The 16535-nt window shown below is 63.5% G+C and carries 16 protein-coding genes; 9 read left to right on the top strand and 7 right to left on the bottom strand.

The window, feature by feature from the left end; all coding sequences use genetic code 11:
- The 4 genes from LDN82_RS19530 to LDN82_RS19515 all read right to left on the bottom strand — a co-directional run bounded on the left by LDN82_RS19530 (window position 1) and on the right by LDN82_RS19515 (window position 4129).
- On the bottom strand, window positions 1-2289 hold the full coding sequence (locus LDN82_RS19530; RefSeq protein WP_224165506.1) for a PEP/pyruvate-binding domain-containing protein: 2289 nt from the start codon (window positions 2287-2289) through the stop codon (window positions 1-3).
- A gap of 36 nt (window positions 2290-2325) precedes the next feature.
- A complete protein-coding gene (locus tag LDN82_RS19525) occupies window positions 2326-2808 on the bottom strand; it encodes a GNAT family N-acetyltransferase (protein WP_224165505.1) in 483 nt (160 codons plus the stop codon).
- Between the two features lie 131 nt (window positions 2809-2939).
- On the bottom strand, window positions 2940-3287 hold the full coding sequence (locus LDN82_RS19520; protein WP_224089258.1) for a metalloregulator ArsR/SmtB family transcription factor: 348 nt from the start codon (window positions 3285-3287) through the stop codon (window positions 2940-2942).
- Window positions 3288-3388: 101 nt separating this feature from the next.
- Window positions 3389-4129, bottom strand: coding sequence for an MIP/aquaporin family protein (locus LDN82_RS19515; protein ID WP_224165504.1), 741 nt, complete (start codon window positions 4127-4129; stop codon window positions 3389-3391).
- Between the two features lie 45 nt (window positions 4130-4174).
- On the opposite strand from LDN82_RS19515, the gene LDN82_RS19510 reads away from it, so the two are divergent.
- The 4 genes from LDN82_RS19510 (at window position 4175) to LDN82_RS19495 (ending at window position 7861) form a co-directional block, all read left to right on the top strand.
- Window positions 4175-4849: a helix-turn-helix domain-containing protein gene (locus LDN82_RS19510; protein ID WP_224165503.1), complete on the top strand. Its 675-nt coding sequence runs from the start codon at window positions 4175-4177 to the stop codon at window positions 4847-4849.
- 173 nt (window positions 4850-5022) lie between these two features.
- Window positions 5023-5445, top strand: a complete 423-nt coding sequence (locus tag LDN82_RS19505; RefSeq protein ID WP_224165502.1) for an arsenate reductase ArsC — start codon at window positions 5023-5025, stop codon at window positions 5443-5445.
- 26 nt (window positions 5446-5471) lie between these two features.
- Entirely contained in the window at window positions 5472-6461 is a 990-nt protein-coding gene (gene trxB, locus LDN82_RS19500; RefSeq protein ID WP_224165501.1) for a thioredoxin-disulfide reductase, read from the top strand.
- A 26-nt stretch (window positions 6462-6487) separates the two neighbouring features.
- The gene (locus tag LDN82_RS19495; RefSeq protein ID WP_224167581.1) at window positions 6488-7861 is read left to right on the top strand and encodes an FAD-dependent oxidoreductase; all 1374 of its coding nucleotides are present in this window, start codon (window positions 6488-6490) and stop codon (window positions 7859-7861) included.
- A 3-nt stretch (window positions 7862-7864) separates the two neighbouring features.
- Here LDN82_RS19495 and LDN82_RS19490 read toward each other — a convergent pair whose 3' ends face one another.
- The gene (locus LDN82_RS19490; protein ID WP_224089247.1) at window positions 7865-8722 is read right to left on the bottom strand and encodes a prephenate dehydratase; all 858 of its coding nucleotides are present in this window, start codon (window positions 8720-8722) and stop codon (window positions 7865-7867) included.
- A gap of 144 nt (window positions 8723-8866) precedes the next feature.
- Entirely contained in the window at window positions 8867-10279 is a 1413-nt protein-coding gene (locus LDN82_RS19485) for an aldehyde dehydrogenase family protein (protein WP_224167580.1), read from the bottom strand.
- Between the two features lie 162 nt (window positions 10280-10441).
- Between LDN82_RS19485 and LDN82_RS19480 the strand changes: the two genes are divergently transcribed.
- The gene (locus LDN82_RS19480) at window positions 10442-11092 is read left to right on the top strand and encodes a LysE family translocator (protein WP_224089244.1); all 651 of its coding nucleotides are present in this window, start codon (window positions 10442-10444) and stop codon (window positions 11090-11092) included.
- Window positions 11093-11107: 15 nt separating this feature from the next.
- On the opposite strand, the gene LDN82_RS19475 is transcribed toward LDN82_RS19480, so the two are convergent.
- The gene (locus LDN82_RS19475; RefSeq protein ID WP_224165500.1) at window positions 11108-11698 is read right to left on the bottom strand and encodes a TetR/AcrR family transcriptional regulator; all 591 of its coding nucleotides are present in this window, start codon (window positions 11696-11698) and stop codon (window positions 11108-11110) included.
- Between the two features lie 123 nt (window positions 11699-11821).
- On the opposite strand from LDN82_RS19475, the gene LDN82_RS19470 reads away from it, so the two are divergent.
- The 4 genes from LDN82_RS19470 to LDN82_RS19455 all read left to right on the top strand — a co-directional run bounded on the left by LDN82_RS19470 (window position 11822) and on the right by LDN82_RS19455 (window position 16491).
- On the top strand, window positions 11822-13813 hold the full coding sequence (locus LDN82_RS19470; RefSeq protein WP_224165499.1) for a primary-amine oxidase: 1992 nt from the start codon (window positions 11822-11824) through the stop codon (window positions 13811-13813).
- Window positions 13814-13829: 16 nt separating this feature from the next.
- Window positions 13830-14291: a hypothetical protein gene (locus tag LDN82_RS19465; RefSeq protein WP_224165498.1), complete on the top strand. Its 462-nt coding sequence runs from the start codon at window positions 13830-13832 to the stop codon at window positions 14289-14291.
- Between the two features lie 108 nt (window positions 14292-14399).
- Window positions 14400-15704, top strand: coding sequence for an amino acid permease (locus LDN82_RS19460; RefSeq protein WP_224165497.1), 1305 nt, complete (start codon window positions 14400-14402; stop codon window positions 15702-15704).
- Window positions 15679-16491, top strand: coding sequence for a hypothetical protein (locus LDN82_RS19455; protein WP_224165496.1), 813 nt, complete (start codon window positions 15679-15681; stop codon window positions 16489-16491). The genes LDN82_RS19460 and LDN82_RS19455 overlap by 26 nt, the downstream gene beginning before the upstream one ends.
- Window positions 16492-16535: the final 44 nt, after the last annotated feature.

Genomic DNA, 16535 nt, shown 5'->3' with positions numbered 1-16535 from the left:
TCATTCGGCCGCGACGACGTAGCCCGCACCTCCGTCCACGGTGACTCGCTGGCCCGTCTTGAGTAGCCGGGTCGCGTTGCCGGTTCCAACGACGGCGGGTATCCCGTACTCCCGGGCAACCAGAGAGGCGTGGGCGGCAAGGGTTCCGCCGTCGGTGACCACGGCGGCGGCTCGAGCGAAGAGGGGCGTCCAGGCTGGTGCGGTGGATCGCGCTACGAGTATCTCGCCATCGAGGAAGCTGTCGAATTCCTCCAGACCTGACATCACCCGCACCCTGCCCGTGGCGCGTCCAGTGCTGGCCGGGTGGCCGACAATTGCACCAGCGGGAACCTCGTGGGTTGTCCTTGCGGCGTCAACTGCGCCCGCCACGGGATCAGCTCCAAACCTGCCGGGCTCGCCAATGATGAGTGGTGCGTCCAGGCGCCGTTGCATCTCCCAGGTTGCCCGGCGGCTTCCTACCAGCTCCCTGTAGTCCGCCGAAGGGTTCATTACTTCACCCAGGTGGAGGAAATGGATGTCCTGCGGGTCCTCGATGGCACCTGCGGCAGCCAGGTTTTCTCCCAGGCGTTTGGCGCAACGGCGCAAGACCGGCCATCCCAGAGTGAGGTAAAGGGATTGTTCTTCCCTTAGGGCGGCGTAGTACTGGGCCATCGTGACGAGGGAATCAAAGTGGGTGAGGACCCTTGGACTATCAAGCAGCACTTCCCTCGCTGCGGCTTCGGCTGCCTTTCGCTGTGCGTCAAGAGCCTCCTTGCCGGCCATGGTTGAAGCCGTTTCAGGGCTTCGGATGCCTGCCTCGCCGAAGGTCGGGTGGTACCAGTCGAGGGAGTAAACGGCCGAGTCCGATGGTGTCGCATTGCTGCGGGTGAGACCTGTGCTGCCAGTAAGGCCTGTGCTGCCAGTGAGTTCTGCGCTGCCCGTAAGGCCGCGGAGCAGGGCCTGATGGCCGAGGCGTCCTGCCGGCGTGTCGCTTAGCGGAGCGGCTAGGTGCTTTTGCCAGAGCCTGGCCAGGGCAGCTTCCATTTTCCAGGCAGATCCGCCCACGACGGCAAATGACCACAGGTAGATTCCCGCCTGCCTGACAATGGCATCCACAAGCTCGATGAGCCTTGCCGGGGAAGCCGTGTCCACCTCTTGCTCTGCATTGCGCACGAGTTCCCGATAGTCGGGCAGCAGCTGGTGTCGCCATTTCAGCTCCAGACCCTTCAGAACAGCACGGTGTGCCGCAGCCGGATTGCTGGAGACGCGGAAAAGGACGTTGAAAAGGAACCACGGCAAACGACCACGGCTTCGAACTATCAACGGCGCCACAATCCGTGGGGACGGAATCGGCGGGGCGTTGTAATACCAGCCATTGACGGAGCCATACCGAAACGGCACCCGCACCTGAATATCGTCCTCCATGCCGTCGAGATACCCGGTCTCGATCCGGCGAAGAAGCCAGTCCTCGAACAATGGCGTCATGGGATCCGGAAGCCATTCACCGAGCCTGAAATTCCTCGCCCACAGGCCTTCGCCCGGAGCTGTCCAAACTGCTGGCGTGGGAAGCGCCGTCATCGGGCGGGCCTGAAGGAGGAACAGTGCGTCGTCATGGTCCAGAGCCCACTCGATGTCCTGCGGGACCCCGGCCCGGTGGTCGAGCCGACGGGCCAACGCCGCTACTTGCCTTGCTTGGTCCGAGGTGAGGATGCTGCCATCCGTGGTGCACGTGGCATCGCTGGCGCGGACTGTCCATTGCTCTCCGACTGCTTCGCCGGACACCAGCGGCTCCCCAAGACCGGCGACGGCCGTGACAATGGTTTCGTCGGGGTCCCCGGTCAGCGGGTTGGCAGTGAACGCAACGCCTGCGGCACGGGGCTGGACCATCTGTTGAACGAGTACCGCCATGGAAGGGCCTGCCGCATCGCCGCGGGCAGCTGCTCCGAGAACAGCCTCATACGCTGCAACTCTATGCTCCGCAGCGGAGGCCAAACATTGCCTGACAGCATGCTCAAGGTCATCCCGCTCAACGTTCAGCAAGCTTTCGTAGAGACCAGCATAGGAAGCGCCTGCGAGGTCCTCGGCGGTGGAAGAGGACCTGACAGCGTAGGGTCCCGGGCCTGTCCTGCCGGCAGCAGCTGTCAGAGCGCCGGCGAGGTTGTTGCCGAGTTGCCCAACCACCTCCGACGTGACGACGAACCCCGCTGGCACGTTGAAACCCGCTGCCCTGAGCTCGGAAAGAGTGGCTGCTTTGCTGCCCAACACCGTCTGGTCCGCGCTCGCAGAGCCAAGCTGCGGAAACTCGCTCATAGCCATGGCTCTCCCTCTTCGCAGACACTTCCGGTTTCAGACAGTCGCGGAGCGTCTTTCGATCATTAGGGTGTCGCGCCACTGCCCCGCGAGTGGGCCAAGAGGCATCCTGGCGATTCGATTCCGCCGGCCGACAACCGTAAAGCCCTCCGCAACATGAAGCCGGAGGCTCGCTTCATTCTCGGGAAAGACACTGGCTTGGATCGTCCAGATTCCTGCTTCTTCAGTGGACGTGATCAGCGCGCGGAGAAGGGCCTTGCCCACACCCAACCCGCGGGCTTCCCCGGCAACGTAAATGGAATGCTCCACGACACCCGCATACGCCGCACGCGAGGAGATGGCGGACACGGCGGCCCAACCGAGGATCCGGCCTTCTGCTTCGGCGACCAGCCTGTGATCGTTGAGTCTTGAAGCGTCGAATTGCTCCCACGCAGGAGCGGAGGGCTCGAACGTGGCGTTCCCGGACTCGATACCTTCGGTGAAGATCTCCCTGACCACCGGCCAATCGGAACGGGTCATTTTGCGGATCCGGACGCCGCTGTTGGGCAATGGCGCCGTAGTCCCTTTAGTCTCCGTTGTGCCTTTAGTCTCCGTTGTGTGAGGAGTCTCGCTCGTCCCTGTAGTCCTGCTTGTCCCTGAAGTCCCGCTTGTCACAAGGTCTCCAGCAGGCCGGAAGTCCGCTCAATGGCACCCGGGACCAAGGAGTAGTACGCCCATGTGCCCCGCTTTTCGCGGTGCAGAAGGCCGGCATCCACCAGGATCTTCAGGTGGTGTGAGACTGTCGGCTGGCCGAGGTCCAGGGGCTCGGTGAGATCGCAGACGCAGGCTTCACCGCCGTCGGCGCTTTTGACGATGGACAACAGGCGAAGCCGGTTGGGATCGGCCAGCGCCTTAAACACGGAGGCGCGGACCTGGGCCTCATAGGCGTCGAGGGACCCTGTTGATGGTGGACAACAGTCCTTGTCCGTAGCCGGTTCGAGGAGTGGCAGCGAGGTCATCTATCCATTATGCCGCAACATTGACATTCATCAATGTATGGTCGTGGCGCCTTTTGCCGTTAAGCTGCGGCCCTTCGCCGGTGAGCTGCTGCCCTTCTCCGTTAACGCTCCGCGCCTTCCCCCGTATGAGGGATGACCACCTCACTGGCGGAGCGCCCGGCGCCTGGAAAGAGCAGGAGCAGAAGCGCAAGGCCCAAGGCTGCGCCGATCAGCTGCGCGGCGATGAATGGAGGCGCGGATGCCGGTGCGATGCCGGCAAACGTGTCGCTGAAAATCCGGCCGAGGGTTACGGCTGGGTTGGCAAATGAAGTTGAGGACGTGAACCAGTACGCGGCGCCGATGTAAGCGCCCACGGCTGGGGCTGCCAGGGCACCCCTATTCGTGGTTGCGAGAGCGAAAATCAGGAGGATCAGCACTGCGGTGGCAACGATCTCGGCCAGTAGGTGCCCGGGTGTCGCGCGTTCCTTCCTGGAAATGTCCGTCCCGATCTCAAACATGGCGTTCGCCAGGGCGCTCCCGCAGATCGCTCCCACGATCTGCGTGGGTATATACGCCCCGAGGTCCCGAAGGGCCAGTCCGGACCCATTGCGCCGCCCCAGGAACCAGTCCGCCAAGGACACTACGGGGTTGAAGTGGGCGCCACTGATCGGCCCGAACACCAGGATCAGCACTGTCAGCCCGAGAACTGTAGCCGTGCTGTTTTGCAGCAGCTGCAGGCCGGTGTCGGCGGGGGACAGCTGTTGAGCGGCAATGCCGGACCCGACAACGACCGCAACCAGCAGGACGGTGCCTAGCAGTTCGGCAATGGCACGGCGCCACAGGGGTGGCTGGGGTGAAGTCATGGGAACAGCTTGACGCAAAGAATTAACTCAGTCAAAATTGAACCAATGAATATTGAATCAGTTGAGGTCTTTCAGGCAAGGGTCGCAAGGCATGCCGCCCTCGCTGATCCAGCGCGCCTGCGCATAGTTGACCTGCTAACCCTCGGGGACTTTTCGCCAACGGAATTGCAGGCTGAATTGGGTATGCCGTCCAACCTGCTCTCCCACCACCTGCGCACCCTCGAGGAATCAGGCTTGGCAAAGCGCCACCGCTCGGAGGCGGACAAGCGCCGCAGCTACTTCCGTCTTGCCAGTGACGCTTTCGAGGGTCTTGTGCCCGGCATCGCCCACGACGCACGCCGCGTCTTGTTCGTCTGCACGCGCAACAGTGCCCGCTCCCAACTGGCCTCTGCCCTTTGGCGGCAGGCCAGCGCGATACCTTCGGTCTCGGCTGGAACGCACCCTGCGGACAGTATCGCCGCGGGGGCTGTCGAGGCGGCCCGGCGACATGGCCTGGATCTGCCCGATGTCGCTCCCCGCGCTCTTGACGAAGTGGCGGATGAAGCCGACTTCATCGTGACCGTCTGCGACAACGCCCATGAGGAGTTGGTCGGCCTCGGTGGGATCCACTGGTCTGTTGCCGATCCGTTGCGGGTGGATACTCCGGCGGCCTTCGATGCAGCCTTCGAGGATATTGCCCACCGCGTCACTGAGCTCGCTGCGCGCGTCGTTGCCGCTTAGAAGCGCGGTCCTCAAAAATCAAATATTGACAATCATCGATATACCGCCCGATACTTCTATGTATCGATCTTCATCAATATCCGTGGATCGATACGGTTTTTCAGAGCTTTACGGTTAGGGCGCATGTCTCCACACCACACACTCGTTCGCACAACACTTCCAGGAGAAAACCCGTGAGCACCGAAACCGCCAAGAAGCCCTCCGTCCTCTTTGTCTGCGTCCACAATGCAGGCCGATCCCAGATGGCGGCCGCGTTCCTAAGCACTCTCGCCAAGGGGGAGATCGAGGTCCGCTCCGCCGGTTCCCAGCCGGCCGACAAGGTCAACCCCGCCGCCGTCGAGGCCATGGCCGAACTGGGCATCGACATGTCCGCCGAAATCCCGAAGGTACTCACCACCGAAGCCGTCAAGGAATCCGACGTCGTCATCACCATGGGCTGTGGTGACGAATGCCCATACTTCCCCGGCAAGCGGTATGAAGACTGGGTCCTGGAAGATCCAGCTGGCCAGGGTGTTGACGCGGTACGGCCTATTCGGGATGAAATAAAGACCCGCATCGAGGGCCTGATCGACTCCCTCATCCCTGCGTCCAAGTAATCCGGCTTCCGGCATAGGAGATCCCCGTGAATAATGACAGCAGCGCCGAACAACTGATTATCATCGGCTCGGGCCCGGCAGGCTACACCGCGGCCATCTATGCGGCCCGGGCAGGACTTAAGCCGCTCGTCCTGGCAGGCTCGGTTACTGCGGGTGGCGCTTTGATGAACACCACCGAGGTCGAAAACTTCCCCGGCTTCCCGGGCGGTATCCAGGGCCCTGAGTTGATGGACGGACTCCAGGAGCAGGCCGAGAAGTTCGGCGCCCGCATAGTGTTCGACGACGTCACGGAAGTCGATCTGAAAGCTCACCTCAAACGGGTGGTCACCGGCGCGGGGGAGACGCATGAGGCGCCCGCCGTCATCCTCGCTACTGGCTCGGCCTATAAGGAACTCGGACTGCCGGAAGAGAAAAAGCTCAGCGGACACGGCGTGTCCTGGTGCGCCACATGCGATGGTTTCTTCTTCCGGGAACAGGACATCATTGTGGTTGGCGGTGGAGACTCTGCCATGGAAGAAGCAACGTTCCTGACACGCTTCGGCAAGTCCGTGACTGTTGTGGTCCGCAAGGGTGAACTCCGTGCCTCGCGCATCATGGCCCAGCGGGCCAAGGACAATCCCAAGATCAGCTTCGCCTGGAACTCCGCCGTCACCAGGATCCACGGCGACACCAAAGTTACCGGAGTGACTCTGACGGATACCCGCACTGGAGAAACCCGCGAACAGGCTGCAACAGGGATCTTCGTTGCCATTGGTCATTTGCCCCGCACCGAGCTTGTCGCCGGGCAGGTGGACCTCGACGCCGAGGGTTACATCAAAGTCGATTCGCCCACCACCTGCACCAATCTCTCCGGGGTCTTCGCCTGTGGCGATGCCGTGGATCACCGGTACCGCCAGGCGATCACCGCCGCCGGCACGGGGTGCGCTGCAGCGCTGGATGCTGAACGATTTCTGGCGGCACTTGAGGACGCAGACAGCATAGCCACGGCACTGGTGGAAGAACCCACCCACGCCTGAGGATCCCAAGGATGAAAGAGGACACCATGGAGACAGCGAAGAACCTTCCCGTCGCGATAATCGGTGCCGGCCCGGTCGGATTGGCCGCAGCAGCGCACTTGATCGAACGTGGCCTCGAACCGGTCATCTTTGAAGCTGGACCCTCCGCCGGTGCGGCCATCGAACAATGGCGCCACATCCGGCTCTTCTCGCCCTGGCGTTTCAACATCGATGCCGCCGCCGTCCGCCTCCTGGAACAATCAGGCTGGGAATCTCCCCGCCCCACGGCCCTGCCTTACGGCGGGGAGCTCATCGACAACTACCTCACTCCGCTGGCAGCGATGCCGGTCATGGCTTCCCGCTTGCAGACGGGCGCCCGCGTTGTTGCCGTTACCCGTCTGGGACTGGACAAGACCCACGTCCGTGACCGGGACACCACCCCCTTCCTGGTCAGGGTGGAGCACGCGGACGGCGAAACCCGTGATCATGTTGTGGCTGCCGTCATCGATGCCTCGGGAACGTGGTCAACCCGCAACCCACTGGGCACCTCAGGCTTGCCCGCCGTTGGCGAAGAGACAGCGGCGGACCGCATCTCCTCGCCCCTACCGGACGTTATTGGGCGGGACCGCGCCGCCTTTGCCGGCCGTCGCGTCCTTGTCGTGGGCGCTGGACACTCGGCTGCGAACACCCTGATCAATTTGGCCGACCTCTCCAAGGACGAACCCAACACGCGGATCCTGTGGGCCGTGCGAGGCGGCTCTGCGGAGAAGGTCTACGGTGGCGGAGCCGCGGACGGATTGCCCGCGCGGGGCCAGCTCGGCGCCAGACTTCGTCGGCTCGTCGAAGCGGGAAGCATAGAACTGCACACACGTTTCGGCATAGCTGGCCTGAAATCGCTCGATTCCGGAGTGAGCGTTGAAGCCGTTGACGGACGCACGCTGGATGTCGATGTCATCGTTCCGTGCACCGGCTTCCGCCCGGACCTGGAGATCCTGCGCGAACTCCGTCTCAACCTCGATCCTGCCGTTGAAGCACCCACGGAGCTCGGTCCACTGATTGACCCCGAATTCCACTCCTGCGGCACTGTTCCTCCACATGGTGCCAAGCTGCTGGCACATCCAGAGAAAGACTTCTACATCGTGGGAATGAAGTCCTACGGCCGTGCTCCGACCTTCCTGCTGGCCACGGGCTATGAGCAGGTCCGCTCAGTCGTTGCTGCACTGGCCGGTGACCACGAGGCAGCGGGTTTGGTACAGCTGGAATTGCCGGAAACGGGAGTCTGCTCCACGGACGCCGGGACCAGCTGCGATGTTCCCTCGACGGTCATCAATGAAGAAGCGGAGTCGGGCTGCTGTACTTCACCGGAACCAGCTTTCATCGGCTTCCCGACCGGGCTCGCGCACGGCCGTTCGGGGATTTAGCCGCTAGGCGTTGACGGTGTTCCGTTGCCGATAGCCATCGGCTGCATAGACGCCCAGGATCCGCACCTCCGTGGTGAAGAATTCCAGCTCCTCCAGCGCCCGGCGGAGACGCGCGTCCGCAGGGTGCCCTTCGACGTCGGAGAGGAACATGGTGGCCGCGAACTCGTTACCCACCATGTAACTCTCAAGCCTGGTCATGTTCAGGCCGTTGGTCGCAAAACCACCCAGCGCTTTGTAGAGCGCTGAGGGGACGTTGCGAACACGGAACACGAAGCTCGTGATCGCGGGACCCGGGAGCTCCTCCTTGGTGGGAATTTCGCGTTCCCGGGCCAGAACCACAAAGCGCGTGGTGTTGGTGGGGTCATCCTCGACGCCGGAGGCCAGCACTTCCAGACCATACAAGCCCGCAGCCAGTGGAGGAGCGAGGGAAAGCTTGCGGGGATCGTTCCAGTCGCGCACTTCCCTGGCTGATCCTGCCGTGTCTCCGGCGATAACCGGCTTGAGGCCGGCTTCCCGGATGATCTTGCGGCACTGGCCCAAAGCGTGGATGTGGCTGTGAACCTCTGTTGCGCCTTCAATGGTGCTGCCCGGAATGCCCAAGAGGTCAAACCGGATGGGCAGGAAATACTCGCCCACGATTTGCAGCTTGGACTGGGGGAGCAGTGCGTGAATGTCAGCCACACGTCCGGCGATGGAGTTCTCGATCGGGATCATGGCGAGGTCCACTTCACCGGTGGACACCAGTTCAAAGGCGTCCTCAAAGCTTGCGCAGGGCACGCTTTCGAGGTCGGGGAACATTTCCTTGCACGCGAGATCCGAGTTGGCTCCCGGCTCACCTTGATACGCAATCTTCTGGGACATGGTGCTCATGGTTTCACGCGGATCCCCCAGCAACCCAACCGGGTCCATCCTGTGACCGACAACCCAACTGAGTCGCAGCAGAGCGCGTTTTGAGGCGTCAAAACGCGCTCAGCTGCGACTCAGTTGGGCCAGGGAAGCGGGAACTCAGCCGTTGATGATCTGCGGTACGCCCAGTGCTTTGAGGCCCTCAGCGCCGAACTCCAGGCCGTAGCCGGACTGCTTGGCGCCACCGAAGGGGATGCGTGGGTCCACGGCGCCGTGCTTGTTGATCCACACGGTGCCGGCCTGGATGCGGGAGGCGACCTCGCGGGCCGCAGCCACGTCGGAGGACCACACGGAGGCGCCGAGGCCGACGTCGAGCGCGTTGGCTTTGGCGACTGCCTCGTCAATGGTGCTGTACCGGATGATCGGCAGGGCCGGGCCGAACTGTTCCTCGGCGACGAGCGGGTTGTCGTTGTCGATGTCGGCAACCAGCGTGGTGGGGTAGAAGTTGCCGGGCTGATCGGCGTCGGGGTTGCCGCCGAGCAGGATGCGTGCACCGGAGTCGCGGGCAGCCTCCACCAGCCGGGCCACGATGTCGTACTGCTGGCGGTTCTGCAGTGGGCCGAGGACGTTGTTCTCATCGAGCCCATTGCCCATCGGCATCGCGGCGGCGACGGCGGCCAGTTCAGTGCACACTGCCTCGTACAGCGAGTCGTGGACGTACAGGCGCTTCAGGGCGGCGCAGGTCTGGCCGGTGTTGATGAAAGCTCCCCAGAACAGCCCCTCAGCAATGGCTTTGGGGTCCGCGTCGGGCAGGACGATGCCTGCGTCGTTGCCGCCCAGTTCCAGGGTGAGGCGCTTGACGGTGTCAGCCGACGAACGGATGATCGCCTTGCCTGTTGCGGTGGAACCGGTGAACATGACCTTGCCGATCGCCTCGTGCGCGGCCAGCGCTTCGCCGACGTCGCGTCCTCCGGAGACCACGCTGAGCAGGCCTTCGGGCAGTTCCTGGTTGATGATCGAGGCCAGCGCGAGCACGGACAGAGGGGTGTATTCGGAGGGTTTGACCACCACGGCGTTGCCCATCCGGAGGGCAGGGGCGATCTGCCAAACAGTGATCATCATCGGCCAGTTCCAGGGGCCGATCGCGCCCACGACGCCGATGGGCCGGTAGTGCAGCTCGGCGCGGGTTTCGCCGTCGTCCACTACAGTCTCAGGGTCCAGCGGAGTGGCGGCAGTTGCGCGCAACCACGCGGCGCACGCGCCGACTTCGAAGCGGGCGTTCGGGCCGTTCAGCGGCTTGCCCTGCTCGCGGGAGAGCAGTTGGGCGAGCTCTTCTGCGGAGCGTTCGACGGCGTCGGCCGCCTTCATGAGCGCAGCGGACCGCGCGTCGTGGCCCAAGGCAGCCCAGCCTGGCTGTGCAGCTGCGGCAGCTGCAACTGCGGCGTCAAGATCTTCAACGGTGTGGACGGGGGCTTCGCCGACCGCCTGGCCCGTTGCAGGGTCAAGAATCGTGCGGCTGTTCTGGCCGGGGGCTGCGGTAATCGAGGCCAGCAAGGCGTCGTAAGTCTCCATTGGTACTCCGCTCGGGTAGTAAGTCTTGGCGGCCGGTGAGGCGCGCGGCGATGATTCCAGTGTGGTTGGCGTCACGCGGAGTCGCCTTGTCTATGCACGAACAGCCCTTGACGGGAAGCGAACGCTTTCCAGCAGCGCCTTTCGTACCGGATAATTTGGCGGGTGACTCTTGCATCCCTCGCTGCCTTCGCCGGTCTCTGCCTGGTCCTGTCCGTAACTCCGGGTCCGGACACCTTTTTGGTCCTTCGCATTGCGTTGAACCGTCCCAGTGCTGGAATTGCTGCGGCGGCGGGGTCGGCCATGGGGGCGATTGTTTGGGCTGCACTGGTGGGCGTTGGCCTCGCGGCCATCCTTGAGCAGTCGGCGGAACTGTTCCGCTGGGTCAAGATCGCGGGCGGCTTGTACTTGCTGTATCTGGGCGTTTCGTCGTTCATCAAGTCCAGGAAAGCGGCCAGGGCGGCCAAAGCAGGCCCAGAGGGAGAGGGTTCCAACGCGCCCCTCCCGTACAGCCGGCTCGCGGCGCTGGGCGCAGGAGCTCTCTCCACACTCCTGAACCCGAAGGTCGGCCTGTTCTATCTCGCCGTGGTGCCGCAGTTCATCCCGCACGGCGGAGACACCATGGGTACCTCACTCATTCTGGGCATCGTGGTTGCCGTCATTGCCTTCGCGTACCTGTCGATGATCGCGGTGGTGGCGTTCAAGGCGATGCGGTGGCTCAAGCGCCCCAAGGTGAGTACCGCCGTCGAGCGTGTCAGCAGCGGGGTGATCGCGGGACTGGGCGTCGGCGTGGTGGCGTCGGGCGCCAGCAGCTAGGCAGCCAGTGGTTAGCTAGCCAGCCAGCAACCTTAGATAGTTGTCCAGCTGCCCTTCAAGGTCCTGGGCAAAGTGCTCGCCGGGGGACAGGGCTGCCACGATCTGGGCGCCCAGCATCATGTTGAGCAGGTGATCGGCGACGGCGGCGTCCCCAATGGGGGCGGCAATCTCGCCGGCCGCGCGGGCTGCTGCCGTGTGCGCCGTGATGGTGGTGTGCCACTGGTTCATGGACTCGCTGTGCAGGGCCGCCATCTCTGCGTCGTTGAGGGCCTTCTGCCAAAACGGGATCACGATGCGGGCTTCGTTGACGCGCTCCTCGTCCAGCGGCAGGACTTCGGCGCAGAAGGCGCGGAGGGCAGCGATGCCGGCCAAACCCGAGGTCACGGCCGCTATGCGCTGGTTGGTGCGGTTGAAAACGTGCCCGAAAGCTGACGTCAGCAGCAGATCCTTGGTCGGAAAGTAGGGTTTGAGGGCGCCGTTGGCAAAGCCGGCTTCCTCGGCAATTTCGCGCATGGTGGCGCCTTCAATGCCCAGCCTTGCGATGATCCGCCAGGTTGCGTCCACTAGTTCGAGGCGTCGTTGATCGTGGTCCACAATCTTTGGCACTGAGCGGGCTCCCTGAAAACTTTTTGGCGGACAGGTCTTGTGACTCATCTTACGTTTTGGTTATTCTCTACACCTATAGAAAATAAATCCTGACCCATCATAGGTCCCGGACAAGAGGCAGCCATGACGCCCACAGCAACCCAGACAGCCACTGACGCAGCCGTTAAGGAAACCCAGTACCGCCTGGCCACAGGTGCCGAAATCTCTGAGGTGCAGCGCCTCCTGCAGGCCGCCGGACACCTCGGCGCCGAGCAGCGGATTGCCTACCTGGGCCTTGTGGATCCGTCCCGCAGCCAGGCAAAGGAAGACCGCCGCTTCCGTGTGTTCATCCACGACATCTCCGGCGGGGCTCCTACCGACGTCCTGGTGTCGGTGACACGTGGTGAGATCCTGTCCGCGACAGAACTGGACACCAAAGTCTCCGGCGAACTCCCCGTGCTGGAGGAAGAGTTCGAGGTCGTGGAGACGCTCCTCGCCACGGACGAGCGCTGGCTCGCCGCCCTTGCGGCACGAGATCTGGACGTGGAAAAGGTTCGCGTGGCTCCGTTGTCCGCGGGCGTCTTCGAATACGACGAGGAACGCGGCCGCCGCATCCTTCGTGGCCTGGCCTTTGTGCAGGACTTCCCGGAGGACAGTGCGTGGGCCCACCCTGTGGACGGGCTGGTGGCGTACGTGGACGTGGTCAACAAGGAAGTCACCCAGGTGATCGACCTCGGCGTCATGCCGATCCCGGCCGAGCATGGAAACTACACGGATCCTGAACTGACCGGACCCCTGCGGACCTCCCAGAAGCCCATCAGCATCACGCAGCCGGAAGGTCCGAGCTTCACTGTCACGGGTGGCAATCACGTGGAGTGGGAAAAGTGGAGCGTGGACGTCGGCTTCGATGTCCGCGAAGGAGTTGTCCTCCACAACCTCGCTTTCCGGGACGGCGACCGCCTCAGGCCCATCATCAACCGGGCATCGATCGCCGAAATGGTGGTTCCATACGGCGATCCCTCGCCCATCCGCTCCTGGCAAAACTACTTCGACACCGGCGAATACCTCGTTGGCCAGTACGCCAACTCCTTGGAACTAGGTTGCGATTGCCTTGGCGACATCACCTACCTCAGCCCCATCATCAGCGATGCCTTCGGCAACCCCCGCGAAATCCGCAACGGGATCTGCATGCACGAGGAAGACTGGGGCATCCTCTCCAAGCACTCGGACCTCTGGACCGGCATCAACTACACCCGCCGCAACCGTCGCCTGGTGATCTCCTTCTTCACCACCATCGGCAACTACGATTACGGCTTCTACTGGTACCTCTACCTGGATGGAACCATCGAGTTCGAAGCCAAGGCCACCGGCATCGTGTTCACCAGCGCATTCCCGGAAGGCGGTTCGGACAACATTTCCCAGCTGGCGCCGGGCCTCGGTGCCCCGTTCCACCAGCACCTCTTCAGCGCCCGCCTGGACATGGCCCTTGACGGCTTCACCAACCGCGTGGAAGAAGAAGACGTGGTCCGCCAGTCAATGGGCGAAGGCAATGAGCGCGGCAACGCCTTCTCGCGCAAGCGGACGCTCCTCACCCGCGAGTCGGAAGGCGTCCGGGAGGCCGACGCCCGCAGCGGCCGGACCTGGATCATCTCCAACCCGGAGTCGAAGAACCGACTGGGCGAACCCGTCGGCTACAAGCTCCACGCAGAAAACCAGCCCACGCTGCTGGCCGACCCAGGTTCCTCTATCGCCAAGCGCGCCGCATTCGCCACGAAGGACCTCTGGGTCACCCGCTATGCCGACGAGGAGCGCTACCCCACGGGCGACTTCGTGAACCAGCACTCAGGGGGCGCGGGCCTCCCGGCTTACGTCGCTCAGGACCGCGAGATAGACGGCCAGGACATCGTCGTATGGCACACCTTTGGCCTCACACACTTCCCCCGCGTGGAGGACTGGCCGATCATGCCCGTGGACACCGTTGGCTTCAAACTGCGCCCCGAAGGCTTCTTCGATCGGAGCCCCGTGCTGGATGTGCCCGCCAATTCTTCAGGTTCGAGCTGCCACAGCTCTGCCGCCACCGCTGCGGATGAACACGGCGATGCGTCCAGCTCAGGTCACCACGACCACTGCCACTAAACGGATCCCCGGACACATGACCATGACGACGGGACGGGTCCGGTCAGCCGGGCCCGTCCTCCATCCCCGGATCTGCGCGGCACTCACGGCTGTGTCATGCGCCGTCCACCTGTGGCTCGCGGCCTCGGGACACCACGGCGCGTGGCTTGGCATCCTCATGATTGCCTTGGCGGCGGTCTGCGTGCCGTGCACAGTCCATATTTGGCGCCACAGCCGCGTCGGAGCACTTCACCAGGTGACGGTTTCCGCTGTGGCAATGATTGCCCTTCATGCCGTCTTACTGCTGGGAGCGGGAGGCCTGTCGGGAGCGGGCGGTGCCGGCCACTCGCATGGTGGGGGACCGACGTCGAACGCTGCTGATCCTTCCGGCGCCGCCGGACTGTTGCTGGTGATCGGACTGGAAATCACGACGGCGTTGCTCGCGGCCACGCTGGTAGCGCGGCTACGGCGTCGGGTGCAAATTGCCGCTGCTTCCTGACCCTGTTTGGCGTCCGTCATAAGCCCAGCAGGAATTCGGCAGGATATTGCCTCGAGCAGGCAGTTTTCCTGCTTGTTGCACCTTGCCCGAACGCTGTTCAGTAGAGAGGTGAGTAGAGCTGTCAGTAATTCGGGTAATCCAGGCCTTGGCTTGTTCAGGGCGACGGGGATCTATGTAGGTGCCATTCTGGGGTCCGGTGTGCTGGTTCTGCCAGCTATCGCCGCCCAGGTTGCAGGACCGGCGTCGTTATTGGCGTGGGCGTTGCTGCTGGTGTTCTGTACACCGGTGGCGTTCAGCTTCGCGGAAATGTCCAGGCAACAGCCCGACGCCGGAGGGATCGCCACGTTCGTGACCCGCGCTTTCGGGCAGCGGGCCTCAGTTGTGGCCGGCTACCTCTTCTACTTCGCCATCCCGTTCGGGGCGCCCGCCACCGCGGTGATCGGCGGGGAATACATCGCGCATGCCATGGGCGGCGGGCGGGAGACGGCCCTGATCGCGGCCGGGTTCATCCTGGCGGCAGGTTTCCTGAGCAACGCGGTGGGGATCCGGGTCTCCAGCAAACTGCAACTCTTCCTCATGGTCTTGCTCGTGGCGTTGCTCGCGCTCGCCGTCGCCGTGGCCGCGCCCTACGCCAAGGCAGAGAACTTCGTTCCCTTCGCCCCGAACGGCTACTGGGCCGTGGGTGGCGCAGCGAGCCTGCTGTTCTTCTGCTTCGCCGGGTGGGAAGCCGTGACGCATCTGGCCGGCGAATTCCGCAACCCCGAGCGCGACTTGAAGCGGGCCACCTGGCTAACGCTTGTCGTCGTGGGTGTTGTCTACATCGGTTTGGTGGCAGCCTGTGTCGCCGTCCTCGGTCCAGGCCTCGCTGGCAGCAGCGTGCCGGTGGCCGAACTGCTGGCGAAAGGACTGGGACCGGCGGCGGCTCCCGTGACGGCTGTGGCCGCAGCCGTGTTGACGTTCGGACCGCTGAATACTTTCGTCGCCGGGGCCAGCAAGCTGGGCGCCAGGTTGGCGTCCGACGGCGTGCTGCCGCGGCCTTTGGCGCGTGGCGTGGCTGCCGGCGAGGTGCCCTCTGTGAGCCTCGGCGCGCTGGCTGTTATGACGTCGTTTTCCTTTGCCCTGGCCGCTGTGGGGCTCCTCAGCATGGAGTTCCAGATCGGCGCCGCGTCGGCGTGCTTCACGGCCGTCACCGCGTTCGGGCTGGCTGCAGGCGTGCTCCTGTTGCCCCGTGGAACCGCAGCCTGGTACGGCGTGATCGTGGCCGCCGTCGTAATGCTGGTTGTCCTGCTGTTCAGCGGCTGGGCCTTGCTGGTGCCCGCCGTGCTGGGTGTTGCGGCATTGTTGGTGGGGCGCTTGTATTTGAAACCCCCGGTGCCACAATTGAGCCATGGCCGCAGCGTGGTCAATTCGTGAGGGGTTCCGCAGCGGGCCTGACCCTGATGCCCTGCGCCGCCCATTCTTCATTGCCGCCGTTGTTGTCTTTGCCCTGGTAGTCCTGGCCGAGGTGGGGATGTCGCTCCTGCTGGGGCAGACCGCCGTCGACCCCGTCTCGGCAAGCGACGCCAACAACCTGGGCGTTCCACTGGATGTCTTCCTCAAGACGCAGCGGGCCGATGCCGAACCGCCGGGCGCGGGCATTGGATTCCTCGCATTCCTGGATGGCTTGCTGCTGTTCACAGTGGTGATGCTGGGGCTTAGCCTGATCATCGATCTTCGGACCTATGGCCGGATCCAGGGGCTCACGACGTTCATCGTGACGCTGCTTTGGGTTATCGCGGCGTTCCTCACCGCAATGTTGGCTTTGGCGAAGCTGTTCCTGATGATCGGGTTGTTCGTGGCTACCCCGTTTGGAACCATTGCCTACCTGGCGCTGTGGGGGAGCTTTCCCACCGGGCAGGCAGCGGCAATCCTGGGACTATTGCTGGTGCTGAAAATCGTGTTCGCAGTGTTGCTGATTCTCAGCCAGCCCAAGTTCCTCAAGGTCACGGGACTCGTGATGCTGCTGGTGGTGTCCGTGCTGCTTCAGATGATCCTGGGGCTGATCCACGGGTTCCTGCCCGGTCCGCTGGTGTCCATTGGAGATCAGTTCTGGGCGCTCATCACGGTGGTGGTGGCGCTCGTATGGGCACTGATCATGCTGATCGCGTCCATCCCGGCGATCATCAACGCCCTGCGCGTGAGCGGTTCGGCGGGGGACTAGCCTTGCCGCCAGTACGGTGACTTCGCGGGAATCCTGCTACTTCG

This window comes from Arthrobacter sp. StoSoilA2, assembly GCF_019977195.1.
Classification (GTDB): Bacteria; Actinomycetota; Actinomycetes; order Actinomycetales; family Micrococcaceae; genus Arthrobacter.
Note: the sequence above shows the minus strand (reverse complement) of the source record. Positions and strands in the feature narration are given on the sequence as shown.

What these genes read in the sequence shown, in the direction of transcription:
- LDN82_RS19465 (WP_224165498.1), top strand. Translation starts at nt 13,830, where the DNA reads ATGACCATGACGACGGGACGGGTCCGGTCAGCCGGGCCCGTCCTCCAT.
- LDN82_RS19470 (WP_224165499.1), top strand. Translation starts at nt 11,822, where the DNA reads ATGACGCCCACAGCAACCCAGACAGCCACTGACGCAGCCGTTAAGGAA.
- LDN82_RS19520 (WP_224089258.1), bottom strand. Translation starts at nt 3,287, where the DNA reads ATGACCTCGCTGCCACTCCTCGAACCGGCTACGGACAAGGACTGTTGT.
- LDN82_RS19525 (WP_224165505.1), bottom strand. Translation starts at nt 2,808, where the DNA reads ATGACCCGTTCCGATTGGCCGGTGGTCAGGGAGATCTTCACCGAAGGT.
- LDN82_RS19485 (WP_224167580.1), bottom strand. Translation starts at nt 10,279, where the DNA reads ATGGAGACTTACGACGCCTTGCTGGCCTCGATTACCGCAGCCCCCGGC.
- LDN82_RS19490 (WP_224089247.1), bottom strand. Translation starts at nt 8,722, where the DNA reads ATGTCCCAGAAGATTGCGTATCAAGGTGAGCCGGGAGCCAACTCGGAT.
- LDN82_RS19530 (WP_224165506.1), bottom strand. Translation starts at nt 2,289, where the DNA reads ATGAGCGAGTTTCCGCAGCTTGGCTCTGCGAGCGCGGACCAGACGGTG.
- LDN82_RS19455 (WP_224165496.1), top strand. Translation starts at nt 15,679, where the DNA reads ATGGCCGCAGCGTGGTCAATTCGTGAGGGGTTCCGCAGCGGGCCTGAC.
- LDN82_RS19515 (WP_224165504.1), bottom strand. Translation starts at nt 4,129, where the DNA reads ATGACTTCACCCCAGCCACCCCTGTGGCGCCGTGCCATTGCCGAACTG.
- LDN82_RS19495 (WP_224167581.1), top strand. Translation starts at nt 6,488, where the DNA reads ATGGAGACAGCGAAGAACCTTCCCGTCGCGATAATCGGTGCCGGCCCG.
- LDN82_RS19510 (WP_224165503.1), top strand. Translation starts at nt 4,175, where the DNA reads ATGAATATTGAATCAGTTGAGGTCTTTCAGGCAAGGGTCGCAAGGCAT.